The following is a 16,989-nucleotide window of genomic DNA, read 5'->3' on the forward strand; positions in this document are numbered from 1 at the left end:
GTCACGGCGTCGTTGCTCCTTAATCAGCCAATTCTCTATTTTAGAGACTAGCACTGCTGCTCGACGGATACCTCGCGCCGTACGCCGCCTCGATAGGTGGCGCGACGTGACAGCTCCCGTAACTGCGACGATAGTCCAGCCGTGCAGCTGTGCCACCAGGTGCCGTACCCCGCGCGGCGGCACAGCTGAGCCGGCGCGTGATCGGCCGCTTCGGCCGCAGGTTCGGCGGAGCTGAAGCGTGCGAAACTCGAGAGCGTGGCGCCTACGTCGATCGGAGTGGACCGTACCGGTCCGTCCATCCGCGCAGTCCTGGCCGAGCGCGCAGCTGCTCAGTGCGCAGAATTCGAGGCGGAGTTCCGCATCGCCCTGGCCGAGGCCGACGACGATTTCGATCTGGGCCGGGTGCAGGCTGTCATCGACAAATGGTGGCCCATCGCTTACTCGGTTCTGCACCCGCCGACCGCCGAGGAACGCGCTGTGGTCGCCCGAGCCCGGGCTGGTGACTGTTCCGGCCTTTGGGAGCGGGATGATCACGGGAGCTGGGTGCGGGTCTAACTGCTGTCACGTCCTCCAACAGCCGCGGAACCTCCGCGTGTCGCCGATAATCGCTGGTCCGGTGTCGGTGCGGCCTGCGACCCTGGACAGATGACGACGACCGTTCTGCAGGAGCCGGGCCCGGGCATGGTCATGCTCGCCGGCGACTGGCACGGCAACACAGGCTGGGCAACATCGCTGATCATCTCTGCGGGTGTGCGCGGTATCCGGGTGATCCTGCAGCTCGGTGATTTTGGGTTCTGGGTGCCGGGACTGCGCCGTGACGACTACCTCGACGAGATCGAGAAAGCGTGCGTGCGTCAGGGGGTGACGGTGCTGTGGGTGGACGGGAATCATGAGTTCCACCCGGGGCTGAACGAACTGCCAATCGACTCGGCCACGGGGCTGCGACCGATCCGGCCGCACATCTTTCACCTGCCGCGGGGTCTGCGCTGGCGGTGGCACGGCAAGACTTGGATGGCTTTGGGCGGGGCGCACTCCGTCGATCGCCCGATGCGCAAGCCCGGTGTGAGCTGGTGGCCCGAGGAACGTCTTACCGAAGCTGATGTCGCCCACGCGATCAGCGGTGGACCGGTCGATGTGATCGTCGCGCACGATGCTCCGGACGGCTACGAGATCCCCGGCCTGCCCGGTGGTTTTCCGCCCGCGGAGCTGTATGCCGCTGACCTGCACCGCGCCATGATCGGTGAAGTCGTCGACGCCACCGCACCGAAGGCGTTCTACCACGGCCACTATCACGTCCGGTACACCGCCTATCGGGGTGAAACCCGCTGCATCGGCCTGGCCGCCGACGGGGACAGCTTCGTCAAGAGCATGATGATCCTGGATCTCACGGTCTGACCGCAGCTTCGGAGGGGACAACGAAACGGCAGGTAGTGGAGCCGGATGGAGCGGCATACTTCTCTACTGGTCTGGGTCAACAGAGATCGACCCGCCGAGGAGCCACTGGGAATCCCCGTTCGACACAAAGGGGAAACCGGCGCGCCACTGGACTTTGCGTGCCTCGGGATCTATCCGGTACAGCGCGTGGATGCCGTCCCAGATGGTGTTGACGGCGTTCTTGATGTCTTCGCGGTCGGGGTAATTGCCATCCGCGAGGAATGGCGCCTTGTTGCAGCCGGTCGGATCTCCGATCTGCGTGGTGAGATACTTATCGACTGCGTGCGCTATTTCAGCGGTTAATTCCTGCGCAGCTTTGAGCTTTTTGTTCTGCGACTTCCACCTGTGGCTGTCCTCATTCATGTGTCGCGCCAACTCGGTAGGCCCGCGACTGATTGGACATTGGCGGAAAGTGTGCAGTGACGATTGCGCCTTCGAGTCGGTTCGTCGCTGACCGTGTCTGCTTGTCGGTGAGCCCGACCTCATAGCCGAGCTGCGCGTGGGAGACCCGCCACCACAGGTGCCCGTCGCGTTCGATGCAGTCCGGCCCACCCACCGCGCAGCGGTACCTGATGCGTGCGAGAACAATCGCCGCGGCGGGACCGTGGCGCCTGATCTCCGCGGGGAGCACACGGATGTCAGTGGCATGCCCGGCCGGTTCGTGCGCGACAGGCCCCGGCTGAGGAGCGCTGACGGGATATAGCGGCGGTCGTGTCGGCACATCGACTCCAATCCATGGGCTGTGCGGTGGAGCCGAAACCTACCCTGCTGCGGCATTTCCGCAGCGTGCGTGTGCGCGACGCGCCGAGCCGGCTGCCTGAGTAAGTCGTCGACAGCTGGGTACTACAGAACAGCAGATCATGCGACCAAGCGGTTGGTTCGTATCGGCGTGTCGACCCGTTGCTCGCTGCGATGTCACACGTCGCGGGCACAGTGACGGCCATGTTGCACAACGCAGATCGTCTCGCAGTGATCGACCTGGAGACCACGGGACTGGATCCGCACACCGACCAGATCCTGGAGATCGGCGTCGTCATCATCGACGAGGCGCTGGCCGAGGTCGACGCGTTCTCCGTTCTGGTGGCCACGCCTGCCACTCGGTTGTGGGCCTGGGAGACCGATCGGGATCGGCATATGGGTGCTGATCTGGGTGTGGCCAAAGAGATGCACCTGGCCAACGGTTTGGTCGACGAGCTGCTGGCCGCGCCGGACGGCGAACGCAGCGAGGTGATTTCGGCTGTGTCCGACGCGGTCGAGGGAGCCGGCGCGTTGATCGCCGCGGTACTGGACCGCCACGACATCACTGATCCGGTGCCGATGGTTGGCAGCTCGGTGCGCGCGTTGGATGGGCCGTTTCTGGAAGTGCATGCACCGGCGCTGGCGGCGCGGTTCACGCATCGGACGATCGATGCGTCGGCGCTGACCGAGTTCGCGCGATTCGTCGATCCCACCGGTGCCGCAGCGGTGATGGCGACGGTCCCCGACTCCGGGCACCGGACGCTGGGGGACTGTCGGCGCTCGCTGTTCATTCTGCAGGCGTTCGCTCACCACTACGGCATCGGTGCGTCGGCAGCCCTATCCTCCGCGCGATCACAGGTCACAGCTCTCTGACCCTGTATTTTCCTTAAGCTGTAATCTAGATTACGAGTTATGAAAACATCAGCACTGCTGCCCATCTTGCGCTCACAGCTGCAGGGCGAGCTGCTGGCGCTGCTGTATCTGCACCCTGAATCCGAGTACAGCCTGACCGAGGCGGCCGCCCAGATCGGGGCCAGCGTGCGTGCGGTGCACCACGAGGTGGGCCGGCTGGCCGACGCCGGGCTGGTGCAGGATCACCGCCGCGGCAACATGCGCCTGGTGCGGGCCGCTGACACCCGCCTGTCACGGCCGCTCACCGAGCTGCTGGCACTGACCTACGGACCGTTGCCGGTGCTGGCTCAGGAGCTGTCGAGTGTCGCGGGAATCGACGAGGCGTACGTGTTCGGTTCCTGGGCGCGGCGCTTCACCGGCGAACCCGGACCCCCTCCCGCCGATGTCGACGCCCTGGTCATCGGAACCGCCGATCTCGATGACCTCGACGACGCTGCACGTCACGCCGAGAAGACGCTGCTGCGGCCGGTGAACGTCACTCGCGTGCTGCCCCACCAGTGGGCCGATCCGGCGCAGGACGACGGGTTCCTGGCAGATGTGCGCGGCAAAGCCCGCGTTTCGATCGAGTGGGGTCCGCGCCGCGGAGCGGGATCGAACTCCGCATCCTCCAGCATGGAAACCGGAGAGAGGAGTGAGCCGATGTCGGCGGTTGCCGTTGATTCTGCAGCGGTATGTGGGATGCCTGTTAGCCGGTCTATGACGGACCAGGAGCTGCAGGCGGTGCTACCGGTGCAACTCGACGAACTGCGCCGCGTGCTGCGCGCGCAGCACGTGACGTCGGCGTACCTGTTCGGTAGCAGGTCCCGCGGCGTGCATCGCCGAGATAGTGACATCGATCTGTTGTGCGTGCTGTCGCCGGAACATCGGACCTTGGATGCGCTCGTCGCGCTGCAGGACGCCGCTGACGCGCTGTCGCCCGTGAAGGTAGATATAGCCACCGACATCAATCCGGCGTTCAAAAAGACAGTTGCCCGTGATCTTACGAAAGTGATGTAGATGGATCTGGATAGTGTTCAGCGAGAGAAGATTTGCGGACACCTCGAGTTCGGCGTTTCCCGGCTTCGGGACTTGAAGAACTCGGCGGTTCCGTCCCGTGCGGCGCTGGACAACGTCGATGTCCGCGACGCCGTCCTCATGAAGCTGCAAGGCGCCGGTGAATCCTTGTATGGCGTTGAGCGCACGATTAATCCGAAGCGCAAGGAGGATTCCAAAGATCCGCACTATCTCGATGTGCGGTACCCGAGCGAACACTGGAAAGGTGCGCGCAGCCTCCGAAACATCATCTCCCACGGGTACGTGACGGTCGACAACGACATCGTGTGGGACGTCATCCAGAACCATGTCGACGGCCTCATCGCGGACATGTGTGCGGTCATTCGCGACCTCTCGCCGTAGCGCGGGATAGCTGGTGACGCGCATCGACCAAACCAGCCGCGCTCGCGCCCTACTGGACCGTGCGACAGAGAGCGCAGCGGCGGCGCAGCGCTGCTTGGACGTGCAGATGTGGTCGGCGTCGGCGGCAGCTGCCATCCGCGCGGGCGAGGCGGCCGCTGATGCGGTCACGGTGTCGGCAGCCGGGCGTGCCGTCACACACCTGCCCGCCGTGCCGGCAGCCGACGAGCTGCAGAAGGCGCTAAGTGGCGATCGCGAGAGCGTGTTCGCGATGCTGGCCCTGCATGAACTGATGAGCAGCGAGGCCGGGGTCTGTCGCGGGCACGAGCTGGCGACCGAGGAGGTCGCCCGGGCGCTGATGTCGCACGCGCACACGCTGATCGCGGTCGCGGTCCGGCGAGTGTGACTGCCAATCGGGGACAACGAAATCGCAGGTAGTGTGCCCCGCGTCGGCGGATCTGCTGGTTGGCCGGCCGGTCGCCAACGCCGCGCAGGTGGGCCGGACGCTGGGGATCTCGGCGGATCACCCGCGCCGGTACCTGGCTCCGTTGATCGCTGCCGGCATCGTTGTCGAGTCGGCGGGCCGTACCCGCGACCGGATCTGGCGTGCACCCGAAATGCTGGCGTTGCTGGACGATTTCAGCTGAATGTGCGCGTTGGCGGCTCTGCTGTGCCGCACGCCTGCACGTGTCGCAGTGCCGGTGTATGTTGCGCCGATCCGGATATGCCGGATCGATTGCACCGGGGGTGTAGATGGCAGCGCAACGGAACGCCAGCAGCGACGATCCACAGCGGGAGCCTCGGCGTGTGTTCGTGATCTCGACGGCGCTGCTGATAGTCCTCTACGCAGCTGTCGTCTGGGGGTGCACACGTGTGACGGTTGAAGTGCAGGGGGTGACCCACCCTGTGGTGGCCGTTGCCGGTTGGTGGGCTGCGTTTCCGATTCTGACGCTCTTCACAGCTGTGCTGTTTCGCCTGACCGACTGGGGATCGCATACGTGGTCGCGCCGCATCGCAACGGGAATGGTGGTGGTTCTCGCAGTTGCGACAGCGCTTGCCAGCTGGTTCCCGCTCATCGCGTACGCCGACGCGATGAGGTATCCGTTATGGCCGTGGCTGTTTCCCGCCCAGTTACATCTCCTCATCGCTACTGGACTGATGCTCTTGATAGCGCCCAGAGCGCAGTCGCCAACGTCCGAGGATGAACAGTCCGATCCGTTGATGTCGGACCGGTGATCAGACCTCGAAAGTGACGATCCAACGGGGATCGCTCTGCTCGATCGCAGCGGCGGCCTCCACGCACACCGCGCGGGCGCGTTCATCGTCATCGAGCCCGAAGCGGTGTGCAATCGCTTCGGCCACAGCTGCAGTATTGGTTCCGTCCCACTGCCCCGTGGCCCGCTGCCCTTGCGGTGGGTACGCGTCGGCGCGTCCGTGCCGTGATACCCGGATGGCCTCGGTTTCCCGGTGGTCCCACACGTCGTAGTCCAGGTGCACGGTGACGTGGACGGTACAGCTACTCACCGGACCACTCCGCGAAGTTGTCCGCGGTGACCATGAACTGGGTGTGGTTGATCTGCACCATGTCGCCTTCGCGCAGTTGGCCGTCCCCGCCGTGAACTTCGGCAAGGGCCACTCGTGTTGGTGCGACGAACCCAGCTGAGGTCTCGTTATTGATCTGACCGAGAACGTATTCCATCGTCAGCGCCGTGGATCCCACGTTGGGCAGCGAGAACTGGCCGACGATGGTCAGGCGGGCGGTGCGGTCGGTGAATGGGCCGGCGACCTCGTTGGCGTAGATGCAGACGCGGGTGTCGCTCATGAGAAGAACGCGCCGCTCTTGTCCGCCACGACGTGCGCCGCGGTGGCCCACGCGAAAGTGACGACCCCGCCGCGGCCATCACTGCGTGTCACTGAGGCAAACGAGTTGGCCCAGCCGCTGATGCGTGCGGGCTCCCCGTCGAGGGTCACCTTCGTTTCACAGAGTCGTTGGCGTTGGGCGTCGTCGAGTCCACCGTGTGTTGGCATGCGCGCGATGATGGCAGCAGCAGCGCGGGAATCCGGTGCCCGGCACGGAGGCACCGTGTCCGCGTGTCTCGTACAGGATCGGCAGCCGGCGGTGCTGCCACTCACCTATGGAGCGAATGTGAATTCGACGCAGCTGATACTTGTCACCGTTCCGCCGTGTGCAGCCGAGCTGGCAGCTTCGACGATCTGCATCGCGCGCTGCTCAGCTCCGGCTGAATCCCATGCCTTTACCACGAGTGTCACGATATGGTCTCTCCCTGTGGCTGAGTCGATGACCGCGTCAACGTGCGGGTCGATGCCTGGACCTGCGGCGGACCTGCTGGCGAGTGACCCCAACTGGCGCACGAATTCCTCGAGGTTTGTCACGTCGCACAGCATCTTCGCGCGCCACAGTGGTGCACCCGGGGCGTGGAGAGCACGGTTGTGAAAATCGCGCCAACGCAACCCGTTCTCGATCACGCCACTGCGAGAGCCGTTGGTGCGGTGCGTGATCGATCGAGGAACACCGCAGGCCGAGACGAACTCGTTGATGTCGAAGTTGGGATCGGAGTACGCGAGAACCTGCCCAACTACCCACGCAACGTTGGTTCGCAACCGATCAGTCTCGTCGTCTTCGAGTCGGCCGGCACTGGGGCGGCTATCAAAATCGCGCTGGTGTCCTGCGCGATCCAGTCGATACGGTGCGTCTGACCAGTCGTGGTCAGCGATTTCGGCGGCGAACTCGCGCGCGACACGACTCAACATCCGGGCCTCCTATAGACCGAGTCACTGCCCTCTCCCTAATGAGGTGGCACAGGTGACTACGTGCGGTACTCAGCTTATCTCGATGAACGGGATTGAGTCGCAGCTGCGGGCACCGGATAGCTGACAATCACAGCCCCCATGCCGCGGGTCAATTGATGGGTGCGCTCGTAGGCGGCGCAACGTAGCGTCCACGACAACCCACCAGACAGGCGAGAGGACACGATGATGGCGAACGAGCACTGGAAGACGATCGGGGCCACGTCGTTGGCTCCGGGGATGCATGTGTACGTTCACCCGGACCTTCCCCGGCCCGTGGTCGCGCTACTGCACCAGCACCACCGCGAGAATCCCGAGAGAGAACGTGTTGTTCCCGGCTACCTTGACATGAACGTGGAAGTGCAGCCGGTCCCGGAGCTGACGGGGATGGTCGCAATGGAATCTCCGTGGACACCAGCCGAATCCGCGCCACCGGCGGCCCAAGAACCCGAGTCACTGATCCTGCCCGCTCCTGCGGGCCTGACTGCCACCTCGAAGGACGGTGACAGCCTTCCCATCGTCGCGTTCGAGGTTCGCGCGCCCGGGAACGCCAACAGCCTCGTTCCACTGGTGCTCTCCTCTGATGGCTCTGTTGGGCGCCTCTTGGTCGACGCTGAGACGGTGTCGGCGGACTGGATCGCGGATCCTGAGTAGCGCAGCAACCCGATCCCCGTGTTCGTTGATCGGGTTGCTGCAACCGTTCGCGCGTTGGGCCAGCTATAGCCGATCCGTTAGCCGTTCTGCCACTTCCCAACTGATGCCTCTCACAGCTGTCAATCGCACCACGCTGTCGGCGATGCTGTTCTGGTGCGGCCCAGCTCGCAGAAACCGCACGGGAGGTTGGGACTGCGAGGGTTGGTGTCGGGGCAGGTAGACTCCGCCGAGATCAGCTCAGAACTGTCAGCACTTCGGCCTCGGCCTGTGTCCAGTGGCGTGGGGGAGCTTCGCCGGTGAACGTCACCTCGTCCCACTCGATGGTGAAGATGCCCGGGCGCATCCCGTGGTCCGTCCAGTCGACGACGGCGCCGATCGCACCGTCGGCCGTCTTGACCACATTGCCGAGTTCGACCATGGCGCTTTACCGTTCGATTGAGTAGATGCGGGTGTAACTGAACCGTTCGAGGTTCTGCTGCGATTTGATGGCGGTGAGCTGGCCGGCGGATTCACCGTCGGCGATGATCCCGTACAGGCGCAGTCGCCCATAGGCGTCGTAGCCGGGCTCGGCCAGGATCGCAGTGGCCTCCTCGTAGGTCAGGGTCTTCTCGACGCCGTCACCGATGATCGACATCAGCAGTTCTCCTCCATCCAGCCCCGAGCGGTGATCAGACCCAGCGGGCCGTCAGCCACCGTCTCATCGGGTTTTCCGTAGTTCTTCACGACACACGTCGCGGTGTTCAGTGGTGTCCACGCGATCAGGATCTCGATGCCCTCGCGGCCGTAGATGACCTGCTCCTGGTCTTCGAAGCACGGAGTCACCGAGATGGTGGTCCACCCGTGTTGTGCGGCGACCTGTTCGAGCACCGCGCGTCCGTTGTAGGTCATGCCGGGAATCGTGTCAGTGGCACACAGTGCAGCGGGTACGCGGCGCGATCCACGATGGCCACCGGGTACTCCGGCCCATCCGTCCGCATCGTTCGGTCGGTGTCACGTCCTGCGGACGTCCCGGCTGGACAGTGCGCGCGCCGCACCTCCCGAGACCTGCTTGTTCTGGCCTACGGTCGGCGCCATGGCACACGACATCACCGTCAGATTGACCCTGTCCGACAACGGCGACGTCGCCCAGCTGGTCGGTGAGGTGGCCGCAGGCAAGCGTGCGTCCGTCGACTTGGAGGGCACTGACCGCCGGTCCGGGACGCCGGTCACGGTCCGCGTCTACCCCTGATCCGCGAGAGGCATTCGGATGGCATCGATCACGATGACGCTGCGCTATCGCGCCGACACGTCGAAATACCCCGCGCATGTCCAGACGCAGGCCCAGGCCGCCCAGCATGACATCGACAACTACGCGAACGGCGAGATCAGCCTGGCGGAGCTGTTCGACGCAGTCGGTGAGGATCAGCTGACGTTCGTCGCGGGGGACTGAACGACTGCATGATCGAGTTCCTGCTGCACCCGGTGGTGCCGCTATCGCTACTGGTGGTGTGGGCGGTATGGGCGCACAACCACCGCAAGACGCCGCCGGTGTTGCCGAAGATGGATCGCAGCCGGGCACGGCCCGGTGACTTGTCGGCCGGCGGGTCGACGGCCACGTCGAAGACTGAACAGCGAGTGCGAAAGGTGCTGGAGGACGCGGGATATGCGACCTATCCGCAAGGCACGCTGATGTGTATGGGACGTGACAGTGCCGGCAAGAACCGGTTCTTCACCCCCGACATCTTGGTCCGGCGACCGTTCGCCGTTGTCGAGGTCGATCCGCACCACTGGCACGGCACACCGGACAAGATCGCCGAGGACATCATGCGCAACCGGTTCTATGCCGCACGGGGTCTGCGGGTGGTGCGGGTGCGCATCGCCGGCACGCAGGCGCTCAGCCCCAACGACGTCGTGATCGAGCAGTCGGATTTCGATCCGGCCCGTGACAGGACCGCGGTGCTGCGAGCGGTCGCCGGCGCGCGGATGCTGCCGCCGACGTTCTGGACCGTCCCGGCGGCAAGGACGTGACACACGGCCCTGTACGTCCCCCATGCTCAGCGTGCCGTGCTCCGGGCCCGCACTACTACCCGCCTGATCCCGGACTACCGTTACCTGGTGTGTGGCTGTGTGATTCGTGCGTGGACCCGGAGCTGGTACGGGCTCGGCTGGCGCGAGAACCGCGGCGGTATATGCGCCTGTCCGGGTCCACGCAACGGATCGACGATCAGCGGCGGTAGACCGCGGAGTACCAGGTTGTGCAGCCTTCCACGTACACACCCACCTCGCCGAGAGCGTTCTGCAGGGCTTCGTGCGACTGGTGGTCGCCGTAGTCGAGATTGAACGCCCGCGCATGGTCGCCGCCGTCATGGGTGACGACCAGCAGCGACCGTGTGCCGTATTCCTCGCCGCGATCGGCCCATTGCTCAGGGGTGTAGAACCGTCCGCCGCCGCCGTGCTCCATCAGGTCGTGTTTGTCGAGGAACGCGCGGATCGTCTCCGCCGCGGTGCGGCCGGTGCCACGCAGGTCATCGGGGATCGGCCACAGGGTTTCGGCTGCTGTGCTCATCAGATGTCTCCTCGGTGTTGGTCGGCCGGCGTTGGTGTCCGGCGCCGTCACCGTGCCGCGAGGGCGGGATCGGTGACCGCCGCGGCGCGTGCGCGCCCCACTCGCCGGCAGGGGACCGGCGCCGGCACAGTCGCGCTGCCATCAGCCGACGAGAGGAACCATCGCCATGGGCAGCCCGAACTACGAACAGCTGCGAGTCGACGTGCTCAACGCCGCCCGCGAAGGCCGCGCTACCTATCTGCCGGCCGGTGCGCGCGACAACGCCACCGCCCAAGTGTTCATCGACGGTCAACTGATCGGGCAGGCGTCCACGCTGATGCACTTCGTGCGCGAGGATCCGGACAACACCACGCGGTTCGGGGAGCGCAAGTTGATCCCCGGGTGCGACCACCAGATCCCGGAACAGCTGCGCTGAGGCTGGAGCGAGACACAGGGCTCGGCAACAAGTGACGGCGCCAGGGCCAGCCGTGTTCTCGGTCCGTACTGCATTGGCTGTCAAGGTTGTGTTGACTTGCACCCAGTTTCTCTCCGGGGCACTGTACGGACGACGGCAAGGTTAAAACGCCGTATCGCCAATTGCGAGCCTGAGTTTCAACAGCCGGGTGTGCGTGTCGGCGACCCGAGTAGCGGCCGTTACGACTGTGGTCCTGAAGTAGCTGAGTTGCTGTAGCTGCTCTGGGGTCATCCCGCTTTCTGTCGGTCCAACGGCATCGGATAGGTAGGCCGATGCCACCTGCGCCGCTTTGTGGGCTTCGCCGATGTGGTAGTCGATGGCGTCCTGTTCATTCTTGCTTTTCGGCGCGGACATATTTGGATGGTCCTTCCTGTTCTGTATGCGTGCGTACCGCGATCAATCCCCGCGTGCGCGAGGGGAGACGACGGATCATGCCAGATGCCGGCGAGCGGCCAGATCAATCCCCGCGTGCGGGGGAGACCTCATCATGGACAACGGTGCCGTACCCCGTGGGATCAATCCCCGCTTGAGCGGGGGAGACGGCGTTCGTCATCGCGGATGGAGTCACGAACGCGGATCTCTCCCCGCTTGCGCGGGTAGACTCCCCATCGAGGCCGAATTCCATTGCAGCCCTGGATCAATCCCCGCCTACGCGGGGAGACCGAGAATGGCACGACAACCAGCGGCTGTCGATCGGATCAATCCCCGCGTGCGCGGGGGAGACCTCAGCTCCAATGTCCGCGTGTACGCGTCGACTGGATCAATCCCCGCGTGCGCGGGGGAGACGCCCAGGCGGCCGCCGAACGGGCTGCCGTGGTGGATCAATCCCCGCGTGCGCGGGGGAGACTCCATGCGGCGGCTGCACCAGGCGGACCACGCAGATCAATCCCCGCGTGCGCGGGGGAGACTCGATCGGATTCAGGAACAGCTCGACGTGGACGGATCAATCCCCGCGTGCGCGGGGGAGACACTGCGGGACCGAGGGTGCACAGGTCCAGTGTCGGATCAATCCCCGCGTGCGCGGGGGAGACACTGCGGGACCGAGGGTGCACAGGTCCAGTGTCGGATCAATCCCCGCGTGCGCGGGGGAGACTGCCGACGCCGTTCACGCGATGAGCAATCCTCGGATCAATCCCCGCGTGCGCGGGGGAGACTTTCGGCGATGGCGCCGGTCGTCAGCGTCTTTGGATCAATCCCCGCGTGCGCGGGGGAGACGTACCGGGCACGTTCGTCCAGATCGCACCGGAGGATCAATCCCCGCGTGTGCGGGGGAGACTGCCCGGATCCTGAACGCTGTCGACAGCGAGTGGGATCAATCCCCGCGTGCGCGGGGGAGACCGGCCACGCTTGATCGGGATGACCGCCGCGTGGGATCAATCCCAGCGTGCGCGGGGGAGACTGGTGGCGTCATTCCTGTCGCTGCGCGACTCGGTGATCAATCCCCGCGTGCGCGGGGGGAGACGCCATCGCCGGGTCCGCACATCCATCGGGACCGGATCAATCCCCGCGTGCGCGGGGGAGACTGAACGACGCGACGATGGCGACCACGAGCGGAGGATCAATCCCCGCTTGCGCGGGGGAGACTCGAGGCCATCGTGCTCCGCGCCGCAATCCCCGGATCAATCCCCGCTTGCGCGGGGGAGACCTGCGGGTGGGCGCACTTGGCGATCGTTGCGCCGGATCAATCCCCGCTTGCGCGGGGGAGACGACGATCCAGCTCCCGCGGCCCGTCGGTCATGGGATCAATCCCCGCTTGCGCGGGGGAGACAGCCCTCCGCGGGTGGCACTCCGGGTGGCTCTGGATCAATCCCCGCTTGCGCGGGGGAGACCTGAGTGGGATCGCTCTTGCGTTTCTGTAGCAGGATCAATCCCCGCTTGCGCGGGGGAGACCGATCAGCACCAGCGCCGCTGCCCGCACCGCAGGATCAATCCCCGCTTGCGCGGGGGAGACGATCGGCCGCTGGCCCGCCAGGTCGAGCAGCACGGATCAATCCCCGCTTGCGCGGGGGAGACGGAGCATGCCTGGCGGGAGGCGCAGCTCGCAGGGATCAATCCCCGCTTGCGCGGGGGAGACTTCGAGCGCGATGACGGGTATGGAATCGACTGGGATCAATCCCCGCTTGCGCGGGGGAGACGCCGAGGATCAGCCAGGCCAGCAGCTCGCCGCGGATCAATCCCCGCTTGCGCGGGGGAGACTCATCGAGATCGAGGGCACCGTCGCGCTTTCGGGATCAATCCCCGCGTGCGCGGGGGAGACCACCCAGGCGCTGGCTGCACTGGCCGACGGTGACGGATCAATCCCCGCGTGCGCGGGGGAGACCGTGTACACCGAGACCGACGAATTCGGTTCTGGATCAATCCCCGCGTGCGCGGGGGAGACCCCGACGACACGCAGGTACTCGCGCCACAGCTGGGATCAATCCCCGCGTGCGCGGGGAGACCTCATACAGCGCCTCGGCGACGCAGGCATCTGGGATCAATCCCCGCGTGCGCGGGGAGACCTCATACAGCGCCTCGGCGACGCAGGCATCTGGGATCAATCCCCGCGTGCGCGGGGGAGACATGAAGCGGTGGTCGAAGTCACGCGCGTGTGGGGATCAATCCCCGCGTGCGCGGGGGAGACCGAAGAGCGCGTCGGCCACGATCGCCCGGCCCGGATCAATCCCCGCGTGCGCGGGGGAGACTGGTGGCGTGGGCTCGCGGGTCGGTCATGGCGTTGGATCAATCCCCGCGTGCGCGGGGGAGACCCGCGGCATCAAACTCGATCCCCCGGCTATTTGGATCAATCCCCGCGTGCGCGGGGGAGACAAGAGGCGACCTGCGGGTTTACCCTCGCCGTTATCGTTTTGTTACCAAAGAACCTGTGCGTTTCCTGAGAACGTGGTGCGGGCAGGGTGAAACACCGCCTAGCCACGTTGGGCGAGCGGAAAGCCGCAAGGATGCCCTCTCGCGAGCGCAGCGGTGGTCGTTCCGGTAATTCGGGGTGGTGCGGGTGCTCCTGGTGGTACGGGTCGCGGTCTTCGCCACGATCATCCAGCTCGACGCAGTGGAGCGCAGCTGCGGAGTTGGTGGTCGGTGTTCAGTTGTCAATCTTGCAGGAGAACTCACTAATTCTCTAATTTAGAGACTAGCGCACACCGCAGCCTACCGCGCGGCGCGGGTGCCATCTGGTCGAAGCTGTCGAACAGCGTGGCCCCGGAGCCGGTTTCAGGCGTCGGCTTCGCGGTTCAGGGCGGGTGGGCGGCGAACTATCTCGCGACAAACGACAGGAACACGCTCTGATTCTCGCCGCTGGCTGACACGGTGATGTCGCCGTCGGCATGCACCGGGTCGCCGCCGGCGGTGCGGATCTTCGCGGCTACCGATTCGAGCGCAGCCGCGAGTGCTTCTGCGTCGTCGTAGCCGTCGGTGGATGCGTTCAGATTCAGGTTCATCGACATGTCGGCAGACTCTCAGCTGCCGAGCCGGGGACGGGCGCCTGGCGCGGCGGACTTACGGATCCGATCGATCAGCCAGCGAGACCGGTCAGCCTCTGTCTGCCTCGATGACGTCGCAGAGTGCGCGGTGGTACAGCTCCACGTTGATGCGGGCGTGCTCAAACTGGGTCAGCGCCGCTGCGAGTGTCGTCTGTCCGGATCCCGAGCCATATCGCGACGCAGCGGTGAAGTCGATGCCCAGCGGTTCGGTCGGGTGCTCGCGAGCTTCGTTGATGTCGTTGCGCACCGCTTCGAGTTCGAGGAGCACCCGGTCGAGCATTCTGGCGGCCTGCTGTAGGTGCCGGTCGCGATGTCGCTCCAGCAGTGCCCGGCATTGTGCCCAGGTCGGCACGGCGTCATCGGGGATCAATGGATGGCCCTGCGGTGTGCGCTCGGCGGGCAGCAGTCCGTCGGCCACCAGAAACTGCAGTGTGCGCACTTTGATCCCGCACCGTTTCGACACCTCGGAGAGTTTCAACAGCTCGCCCATCCGGCATACCCCCTTCGCGTCCGAGCCTCGACGGTAGCGCCCCGACCCGCAGCGCCGGCAACGTCCGGCGAACCGTTCCGCAGCTGTGGGCGCAGGCGTCGGCGGACCTCCGGCGGCCCGGTGCCGGCGCGCATCAAAACGGCCCTGGCGTCAAGCACGCAGACGTGACACGCTGAATCGGTCCCCGTCGTTTGTCAGCGCAGTTCAGAAGCCATTCCGCGCTCGGTTAGAGTGACACATCGGTGACACTCAACGGGTAATCCGATAGCGACCTAAACGAGCATTTTCCCAGTTCAGCGCCGTCGGCTCAGTTGTAGCGAGCTGGGAAAACAGTGCTCTACACTCCTGGGGGTCAAGTGGTCGCAGGTTCAAATCCTGTCAGCCCGACAGTGAAGCAAGAGGCCAGGACCGGTGTGAGCCGGGCCTGGCCCTTTGCGTTGCGGGGGCCGACGTGTTGCTGGGAGCCGAAGTGGCCGCCGAGGCACGAGGCGGCTCCTGTCTCGGGTCGCGGTTCTGTCGCGTGAGATCGTCGGCCATCAGGCCGCCTGATCTCCTGGTGGTGCGGGGCCGCCGGGTTTACCGGCGTCGTCGGTTGGGCGGGGGCCGTTTGTCTCGTCGCCGCGCGGATTTCCTTGAGCGGATCCCGCTGATTCGATCTCCGCTTCAGTGTCGTTGTGGCCCTGGGGTTCTGGTTCGTCGGGTGGGTGCAGGAGGCGTTCGGGGCGGTGGTAGTTGTTGATTCGGGCTTGGCCGGTGTCCAGTGATGGTGGGGGAATCCATTCGACTTCGCAGCGCTCGTTCATGCGGGTGGTCCAGCCGCCGTTGTTGTCGACGCTGCGGTTGTCGGGCCCACACGCCAAACCGAGTTCGTCGACGTTGGTGTTACCACCCTTGGCGAAGTCAGCCTCCACATGGTGGCCCTGACAGCCGTAGGCGCCGACGGTGCAGCCGGGTTTGGTGCATCCGCCGTCGCGGGCGATCAGCATGATCCGCTGGGCCGGGGAGGCGATCCGTCGAGTGCGGAACAGATCCAGCGCTGATCCGGTGGCGCGGTCGAACACCGCGAGGTAGTGGTTCGCGTGCCCGGCCATCCGGATCACCTCCGCGATCGGCATCACGGTGCCGCCGCCGGTGACACCGACCCCGGCGCGCGATTCCAGGTCTTGGAGGGTGGTGCGGATGATCACCGACACCGGCAACCCGTTGAGCTGCCCCAACTGTCCGCTCATCAGTGCGATGCGCCCGCCGGCGAGGAGCGCGTCGTGTTGGCGTTGAGCCAGGCTGCGCTGATCGTGGTCGATCTGGGCCTGTGACGGCGTGCCTGAGGTGCACGGCTCAGGATCGTCGGGATTACACATCCCGGGGGCGGCGAATTTGGCGAAGATCGCCTCCCACACCGCCCAGGCTTCCGGGGTCAGCGTCGCCGACACGTCGACCATGCCGTCCTCGCGCTGTTTGTGTTTGGTGACCGCGCGCTTGCGGGCGCGTTCGCGCTCGTCGGGTTCGGGTCCGTCCTGATCGAGCAGGAACAAGGTCCGGTCCGCGGAGTCTTTGAGTTCTTTGGGGCCGTTGCCGACGGCGGTGCGGACCAGGTCGACCTCGATGCGCTCCCGCGTCGCGGTGTCCACGAAGCCGGGCAACTTGGCCATGGCTTTGCGGATCACCTCGACATGCTCGGCGTTGATCAGCCCGTGGGCTTGGGCGGCCGCAGTCGCGGGCAGCACCGGCGGCAACGCTTCTCCGGTCATGGCTTGGCGTGGCGCCAACACCGCGGCCTCGGTGAGCCGGCGATGCGCCTCGCTGGTCGAGATCCGCCAACGGACTGCCAGGACCTCTTTCCAGGATTTGGCACCCATCTGGGGCGGGGTCGTCTCGGCCTGCAACCGCGCCAACAACCGGTAACTCAACGCGGGCAGTCGACACCCCACAGTTTCGAGCTCATCAAGAGCCGCAACGAGATCGGGCCGAGTCAGCAGGTCGACATCACACGCCGCCATGTCGTCGAACGCAGTGCGCAGCGCGGTGACCGCGGCCTGTACGTCGCTTCCCGACATAGCTCGAACATACATTCGACCACCGACAAAAC

The 16,989-nt window shown here is 65.5% G+C and carries 26 protein-coding genes and 2 CRISPR repeat arrays; of the genes, 13 read left to right on the plus strand and 13 right to left on the minus strand.

The features are described from left to right. Positions 1 to 255 precede the first annotated feature (255 nt). Positions 256 to 555 (plus strand): DUF6247 family protein, encoded by a 300-nt coding sequence (locus BN976_RS17590; RefSeq protein WP_235622072.1) that lies wholly within the window; start codon positions 256 to 258, stop codon positions 553 to 555. A gap of 90 nt (positions 556 to 645) precedes the next feature. Next, positions 646 to 1,395: a metallophosphoesterase family protein gene (locus BN976_RS17595; protein WP_036372544.1), complete on the plus strand. Its 750-nt coding sequence runs from the start codon at positions 646 to 648 to the stop codon at positions 1,393 to 1,395. A 63-nt stretch (positions 1,396 to 1,458) separates the two neighbouring features. Here the strand turns inward: BN976_RS17595 and BN976_RS17600 are convergent, their stop codons facing one another. Beyond that, positions 1,459 to 1,797, minus strand: coding sequence for a hypothetical protein (locus BN976_RS17600; protein WP_036372547.1), 339 nt, complete (start codon positions 1,795 to 1,797; stop codon positions 1,459 to 1,461). 579 nt (positions 1,798 to 2,376) lie between these two features. On the opposite strand from BN976_RS17600, the gene BN976_RS17605 reads away from it, so the two are divergent. The 6 genes from BN976_RS17605 (at position 2,377) to BN976_RS17630 (ending at position 5,712) form a co-directional block, all read left to right on the plus strand. After that, positions 2,377 to 3,045, plus strand: coding sequence for an exonuclease domain-containing protein (locus BN976_RS17605; protein WP_235622073.1), 669 nt, complete (start codon positions 2,377 to 2,379; stop codon positions 3,043 to 3,045). Between the two features lie 39 nt (positions 3,046 to 3,084). Then, positions 3,085 to 4,080 (plus strand): nucleotidyltransferase domain-containing protein, encoded by a 996-nt coding sequence (locus tag BN976_RS32735; RefSeq protein ID WP_084182326.1) that lies wholly within the window; start codon positions 3,085 to 3,087, stop codon positions 4,078 to 4,080. Continuing rightward, positions 4,081 to 4,479, plus strand: coding sequence for a HepT-like ribonuclease domain-containing protein (locus tag BN976_RS17615; protein WP_036372549.1), 399 nt, complete (start codon positions 4,081 to 4,083; stop codon positions 4,477 to 4,479). Positions 4,480 to 4,492: 13 nt separating this feature from the next. Next, a complete protein-coding gene (locus tag BN976_RS17620) occupies positions 4,493 to 4,882 on the plus strand; it encodes a hypothetical protein (RefSeq protein ID WP_145977969.1) in 390 nt (129 codons plus the stop codon). A 31-nt stretch (positions 4,883 to 4,913) separates the two neighbouring features. Next, positions 4,914 to 5,123, plus strand: a complete 210-nt coding sequence (locus BN976_RS17625; protein WP_036372554.1) for a hypothetical protein — start codon at positions 4,914 to 4,916, stop codon at positions 5,121 to 5,123. A 160-nt stretch (positions 5,124 to 5,283) separates the two neighbouring features. Next, positions 5,284 to 5,712, plus strand: a complete 429-nt coding sequence (locus BN976_RS17630; protein WP_145977970.1) for a hypothetical protein — start codon at positions 5,284 to 5,286, stop codon at positions 5,710 to 5,712. Here BN976_RS17630 and BN976_RS17635 read toward each other — a convergent pair whose 3' ends face one another. The 4 genes from BN976_RS17635 to BN976_RS17645 all read right to left on the minus strand — a co-directional run bounded on the left by BN976_RS17635 (position 5,713) and on the right by BN976_RS17645 (position 7,248). Continuing rightward, positions 5,713 to 6,000 (minus strand): hypothetical protein, encoded by a 288-nt coding sequence (locus tag BN976_RS17635; RefSeq protein ID WP_145977971.1) that lies wholly within the window; start codon positions 5,998 to 6,000, stop codon positions 5,713 to 5,715. Further along, positions 5,993 to 6,298, minus strand: a complete 306-nt coding sequence (locus tag BN976_RS17640) for a hypothetical protein (RefSeq protein ID WP_051558483.1) — start codon at positions 6,296 to 6,298, stop codon at positions 5,993 to 5,995. Before BN976_RS17640 ends, BN976_RS17635 begins: the two co-directional genes overlap by 8 nt. Further along, positions 6,295 to 6,504: a hypothetical protein gene (locus tag BN976_RS33615; protein WP_145977972.1), complete on the minus strand. Its 210-nt coding sequence runs from the start codon at positions 6,502 to 6,504 to the stop codon at positions 6,295 to 6,297. Before BN976_RS33615 ends, BN976_RS17640 begins: the two co-directional genes overlap by 4 nt. Before the next feature lie 105 nt (positions 6,505 to 6,609). Then, on the minus strand, positions 6,610 to 7,248 hold the full coding sequence (locus tag BN976_RS17645; RefSeq protein WP_036372561.1) for a hypothetical protein: 639 nt from the start codon (positions 7,246 to 7,248) through the stop codon (positions 6,610 to 6,612). A 225-nt stretch (positions 7,249 to 7,473) separates the two neighbouring features. On the opposite strand from BN976_RS17645, the gene BN976_RS17650 reads away from it, so the two are divergent. Beyond that, a complete protein-coding gene (locus BN976_RS17650) occupies positions 7,474 to 7,938 on the plus strand; it encodes a hypothetical protein (protein WP_145977973.1) in 465 nt (154 codons plus the stop codon). A gap of 232 nt (positions 7,939 to 8,170) precedes the next feature. On the opposite strand, the gene BN976_RS17655 is transcribed toward BN976_RS17650, so the two are convergent. Genes BN976_RS17655 through BN976_RS17665 form a run of 3 tightly spaced genes read right to left on the minus strand, consistent with a single transcriptional unit; the run spans position 8,171 to position 8,826 of the window. Next, positions 8,171 to 8,356 carry a hypothetical protein gene (locus tag BN976_RS17655; RefSeq protein ID WP_036372565.1) on the minus strand — a complete coding sequence of 62 codons (186 nt, stop codon included), beginning with the start codon at positions 8,354 to 8,356 and terminating at the stop codon, positions 8,171 to 8,173. 6 nt (positions 8,357 to 8,362) lie between these two features. Next, positions 8,363 to 8,572: a hypothetical protein gene (locus BN976_RS17660; RefSeq protein WP_036372566.1), complete on the minus strand. Its 210-nt coding sequence runs from the start codon at positions 8,570 to 8,572 to the stop codon at positions 8,363 to 8,365. Beyond that, positions 8,572 to 8,826, minus strand: coding sequence for a hypothetical protein (locus BN976_RS17665; protein WP_036372569.1), 255 nt, complete (start codon positions 8,824 to 8,826; stop codon positions 8,572 to 8,574). The genes BN976_RS17660 and BN976_RS17665 overlap by 1 nt, the downstream gene beginning before the upstream one ends. A gap of 184 nt (positions 8,827 to 9,010) precedes the next feature. On the opposite strand from BN976_RS17665, the gene BN976_RS33855 reads away from it, so the two are divergent. Genes BN976_RS33855 through BN976_RS17675 form a run of 3 tightly spaced genes read left to right on the plus strand, consistent with a single transcriptional unit; the run spans position 9,011 to position 9,945 of the window. Next, entirely contained in the window at positions 9,011 to 9,166 is a 156-nt protein-coding gene (locus tag BN976_RS33855; protein ID WP_158498031.1) for a hypothetical protein, read from the plus strand. Positions 9,167 to 9,184: 18 nt separating this feature from the next. Then, positions 9,185 to 9,367, plus strand: coding sequence for a hypothetical protein (locus BN976_RS17670; protein WP_036372571.1), 183 nt, complete (start codon positions 9,185 to 9,187; stop codon positions 9,365 to 9,367). Positions 9,368 to 9,375: 8 nt separating this feature from the next. Then, positions 9,376 to 9,945 (plus strand): putative endonuclease domain-containing protein, encoded by a 570-nt coding sequence (locus BN976_RS17675; RefSeq protein WP_036372574.1) that lies wholly within the window; start codon positions 9,376 to 9,378, stop codon positions 9,943 to 9,945. A 196-nt stretch (positions 9,946 to 10,141) separates the two neighbouring features. On the opposite strand, the gene BN976_RS17680 is transcribed toward BN976_RS17675, so the two are convergent. Then, positions 10,142 to 10,483, minus strand: coding sequence for a hypothetical protein (locus BN976_RS17680; RefSeq protein ID WP_036372575.1), 342 nt, complete (start codon positions 10,481 to 10,483; stop codon positions 10,142 to 10,144). A 166-nt stretch (positions 10,484 to 10,649) separates the two neighbouring features. Between BN976_RS17680 and BN976_RS17685 the strand changes: the two genes are divergently transcribed. After that, on the plus strand, positions 10,650 to 10,898 hold the full coding sequence (locus BN976_RS17685; RefSeq protein WP_036372576.1) for a hypothetical protein: 249 nt from the start codon (positions 10,650 to 10,652) through the stop codon (positions 10,896 to 10,898). A 141-nt stretch (positions 10,899 to 11,039) separates the two neighbouring features. Here the strand turns inward: BN976_RS17685 and BN976_RS33620 are convergent, their stop codons facing one another. The 4 genes from BN976_RS33620 to BN976_RS17705 all read right to left on the minus strand — a co-directional run bounded on the left by BN976_RS33620 (position 11,040) and on the right by BN976_RS17705 (position 16,972). Continuing rightward, the gene (locus BN976_RS33620) at positions 11,040 to 11,291 is read right to left on the minus strand and encodes a hypothetical protein (protein ID WP_036372579.1); all 252 of its coding nucleotides are present in this window, start codon (positions 11,289 to 11,291) and stop codon (positions 11,040 to 11,042) included. A gap of 341 nt (positions 11,292 to 11,632) precedes the next feature. After that, positions 11,633 to 12,337: direct repeats of the CRISPR family, unit length 29 nt. 94 nt (positions 12,338 to 12,431) lie between these two features. After that, positions 12,432 to 13,745: a CRISPR direct-repeat array (repeat unit 29 nt; unit sequence GGATCAATCCCCGCTTGCGCGGGGGAGAC). A 440-nt stretch (positions 13,746 to 14,185) separates the two neighbouring features. Beyond that, positions 14,186 to 14,377: a hypothetical protein gene (locus tag BN976_RS17695; RefSeq protein ID WP_036372586.1), complete on the minus strand. Its 192-nt coding sequence runs from the start codon at positions 14,375 to 14,377 to the stop codon at positions 14,186 to 14,188. Between the two features lie 85 nt (positions 14,378 to 14,462). Then, positions 14,463 to 14,903, minus strand: a complete 441-nt coding sequence (locus tag BN976_RS17700; RefSeq protein ID WP_036372587.1) for a MerR family DNA-binding transcriptional regulator — start codon at positions 14,901 to 14,903, stop codon at positions 14,463 to 14,465. Between the two features lie 536 nt (positions 14,904 to 15,439). After that, complete coding sequence (locus BN976_RS17705; protein WP_036372588.1) at positions 15,440 to 16,972, minus strand: HNH endonuclease signature motif containing protein; 1,533 nt, start codon at positions 16,970 to 16,972, stop codon at positions 15,440 to 15,442. Positions 16,973 to 16,989 lie beyond the last annotated feature (17 nt).

It is taken from the genome of Mycolicibacterium austroafricanum, assembly GCF_000612725.1.
In the GTDB taxonomy this organism is placed as follows: domain Bacteria; phylum Actinomycetota; class Actinomycetes; order Mycobacteriales; family Mycobacteriaceae; genus Mycobacterium; species Mycobacterium austroafricanum.

Coding starts and splice junctions, on each gene's coding strand:
- BN976_RS17660 (WP_036372566.1), bottom strand. CDS start 8,572: ATGTCGATCATCGGTGACGGCGTCGAGAAGACCCTGACCTACGAGGAG.
- BN976_RS17700 (WP_036372587.1), bottom strand. CDS start 14,903: ATGGGCGAGCTGTTGAAACTCTCCGAGGTGTCGAAACGGTGCGGGATC.
- BN976_RS17645 (WP_036372561.1), bottom strand. CDS start 7,248: ATGTTGAGTCGTGTCGCGCGCGAGTTCGCCGCCGAAATCGCTGACCAC.
- BN976_RS17615 (WP_036372549.1), top strand. CDS start 4,081: ATGGATCTGGATAGTGTTCAGCGAGAGAAGATTTGCGGACACCTCGAG.
- BN976_RS17655 (WP_036372565.1), bottom strand. CDS start 8,356: ATGGTCGAACTCGGCAATGTGGTCAAGACGGCCGACGGTGCGATCGGC.
- BN976_RS17640 (WP_051558483.1), bottom strand. CDS start 6,298: ATGAGCGACACCCGCGTCTGCATCTACGCCAACGAGGTCGCCGGCCCA.
- BN976_RS17670 (WP_036372571.1), top strand. CDS start 9,185: ATGGCATCGATCACGATGACGCTGCGCTATCGCGCCGACACGTCGAAA.
- BN976_RS17675 (WP_036372574.1), top strand. CDS start 9,376: ATGATCGAGTTCCTGCTGCACCCGGTGGTGCCGCTATCGCTACTGGTG.
- BN976_RS17685 (WP_036372576.1), top strand. CDS start 10,650: ATGGGCAGCCCGAACTACGAACAGCTGCGAGTCGACGTGCTCAACGCC.
- BN976_RS17595 (WP_036372544.1), top strand. CDS start 646: ATGACGACGACCGTTCTGCAGGAGCCGGGCCCGGGCATGGTCATGCTC.
- BN976_RS17680 (WP_036372575.1), bottom strand. CDS start 10,483: ATGAGCACAGCAGCCGAAACCCTGTGGCCGATCCCCGATGACCTGCGT.
- BN976_RS33615 (WP_145977972.1), bottom strand. CDS start 6,504: ATGCCAACACACGGTGGACTCGACGACGCCCAACGCCAACGACTCTGT.
- BN976_RS17600 (WP_036372547.1), bottom strand. CDS start 1,797: ATGAATGAGGACAGCCACAGGTGGAAGTCGCAGAACAAAAAGCTCAAA.
- BN976_RS33620 (WP_036372579.1), bottom strand. CDS start 11,291: ATGTCCGCGCCGAAAAGCAAGAATGAACAGGACGCCATCGACTACCAC.
- BN976_RS17605 (WP_235622073.1), top strand. CDS start 2,377: ATGTTGCACAACGCAGATCGTCTCGCAGTGATCGACCTGGAGACCACG.
- BN976_RS17650 (WP_145977973.1), top strand. CDS start 7,474: ATGGCGAACGAGCACTGGAAGACGATCGGGGCCACGTCGTTGGCTCCG.
- BN976_RS17695 (WP_036372586.1), bottom strand. CDS start 14,377: ATGTCGATGAACCTGAATCTGAACGCATCCACCGACGGCTACGACGAC.
- BN976_RS17705 (WP_036372588.1), bottom strand. CDS start 16,972: ATGTATGTTCGAGCTATGTCGGGAAGCGACGTACAGGCCGCGGTCACC.
- BN976_RS17665 (WP_036372569.1), bottom strand. CDS start 8,826: ATGACCTACAACGGACGCGCGGTGCTCGAACAGGTCGCCGCACAACAC.
- BN976_RS32735 (WP_084182326.1), top strand. CDS start 3,085: ATGAAAACATCAGCACTGCTGCCCATCTTGCGCTCACAGCTGCAGGGC.
- BN976_RS33855 (WP_158498031.1), top strand. CDS start 9,011: ATGGCACACGACATCACCGTCAGATTGACCCTGTCCGACAACGGCGAC.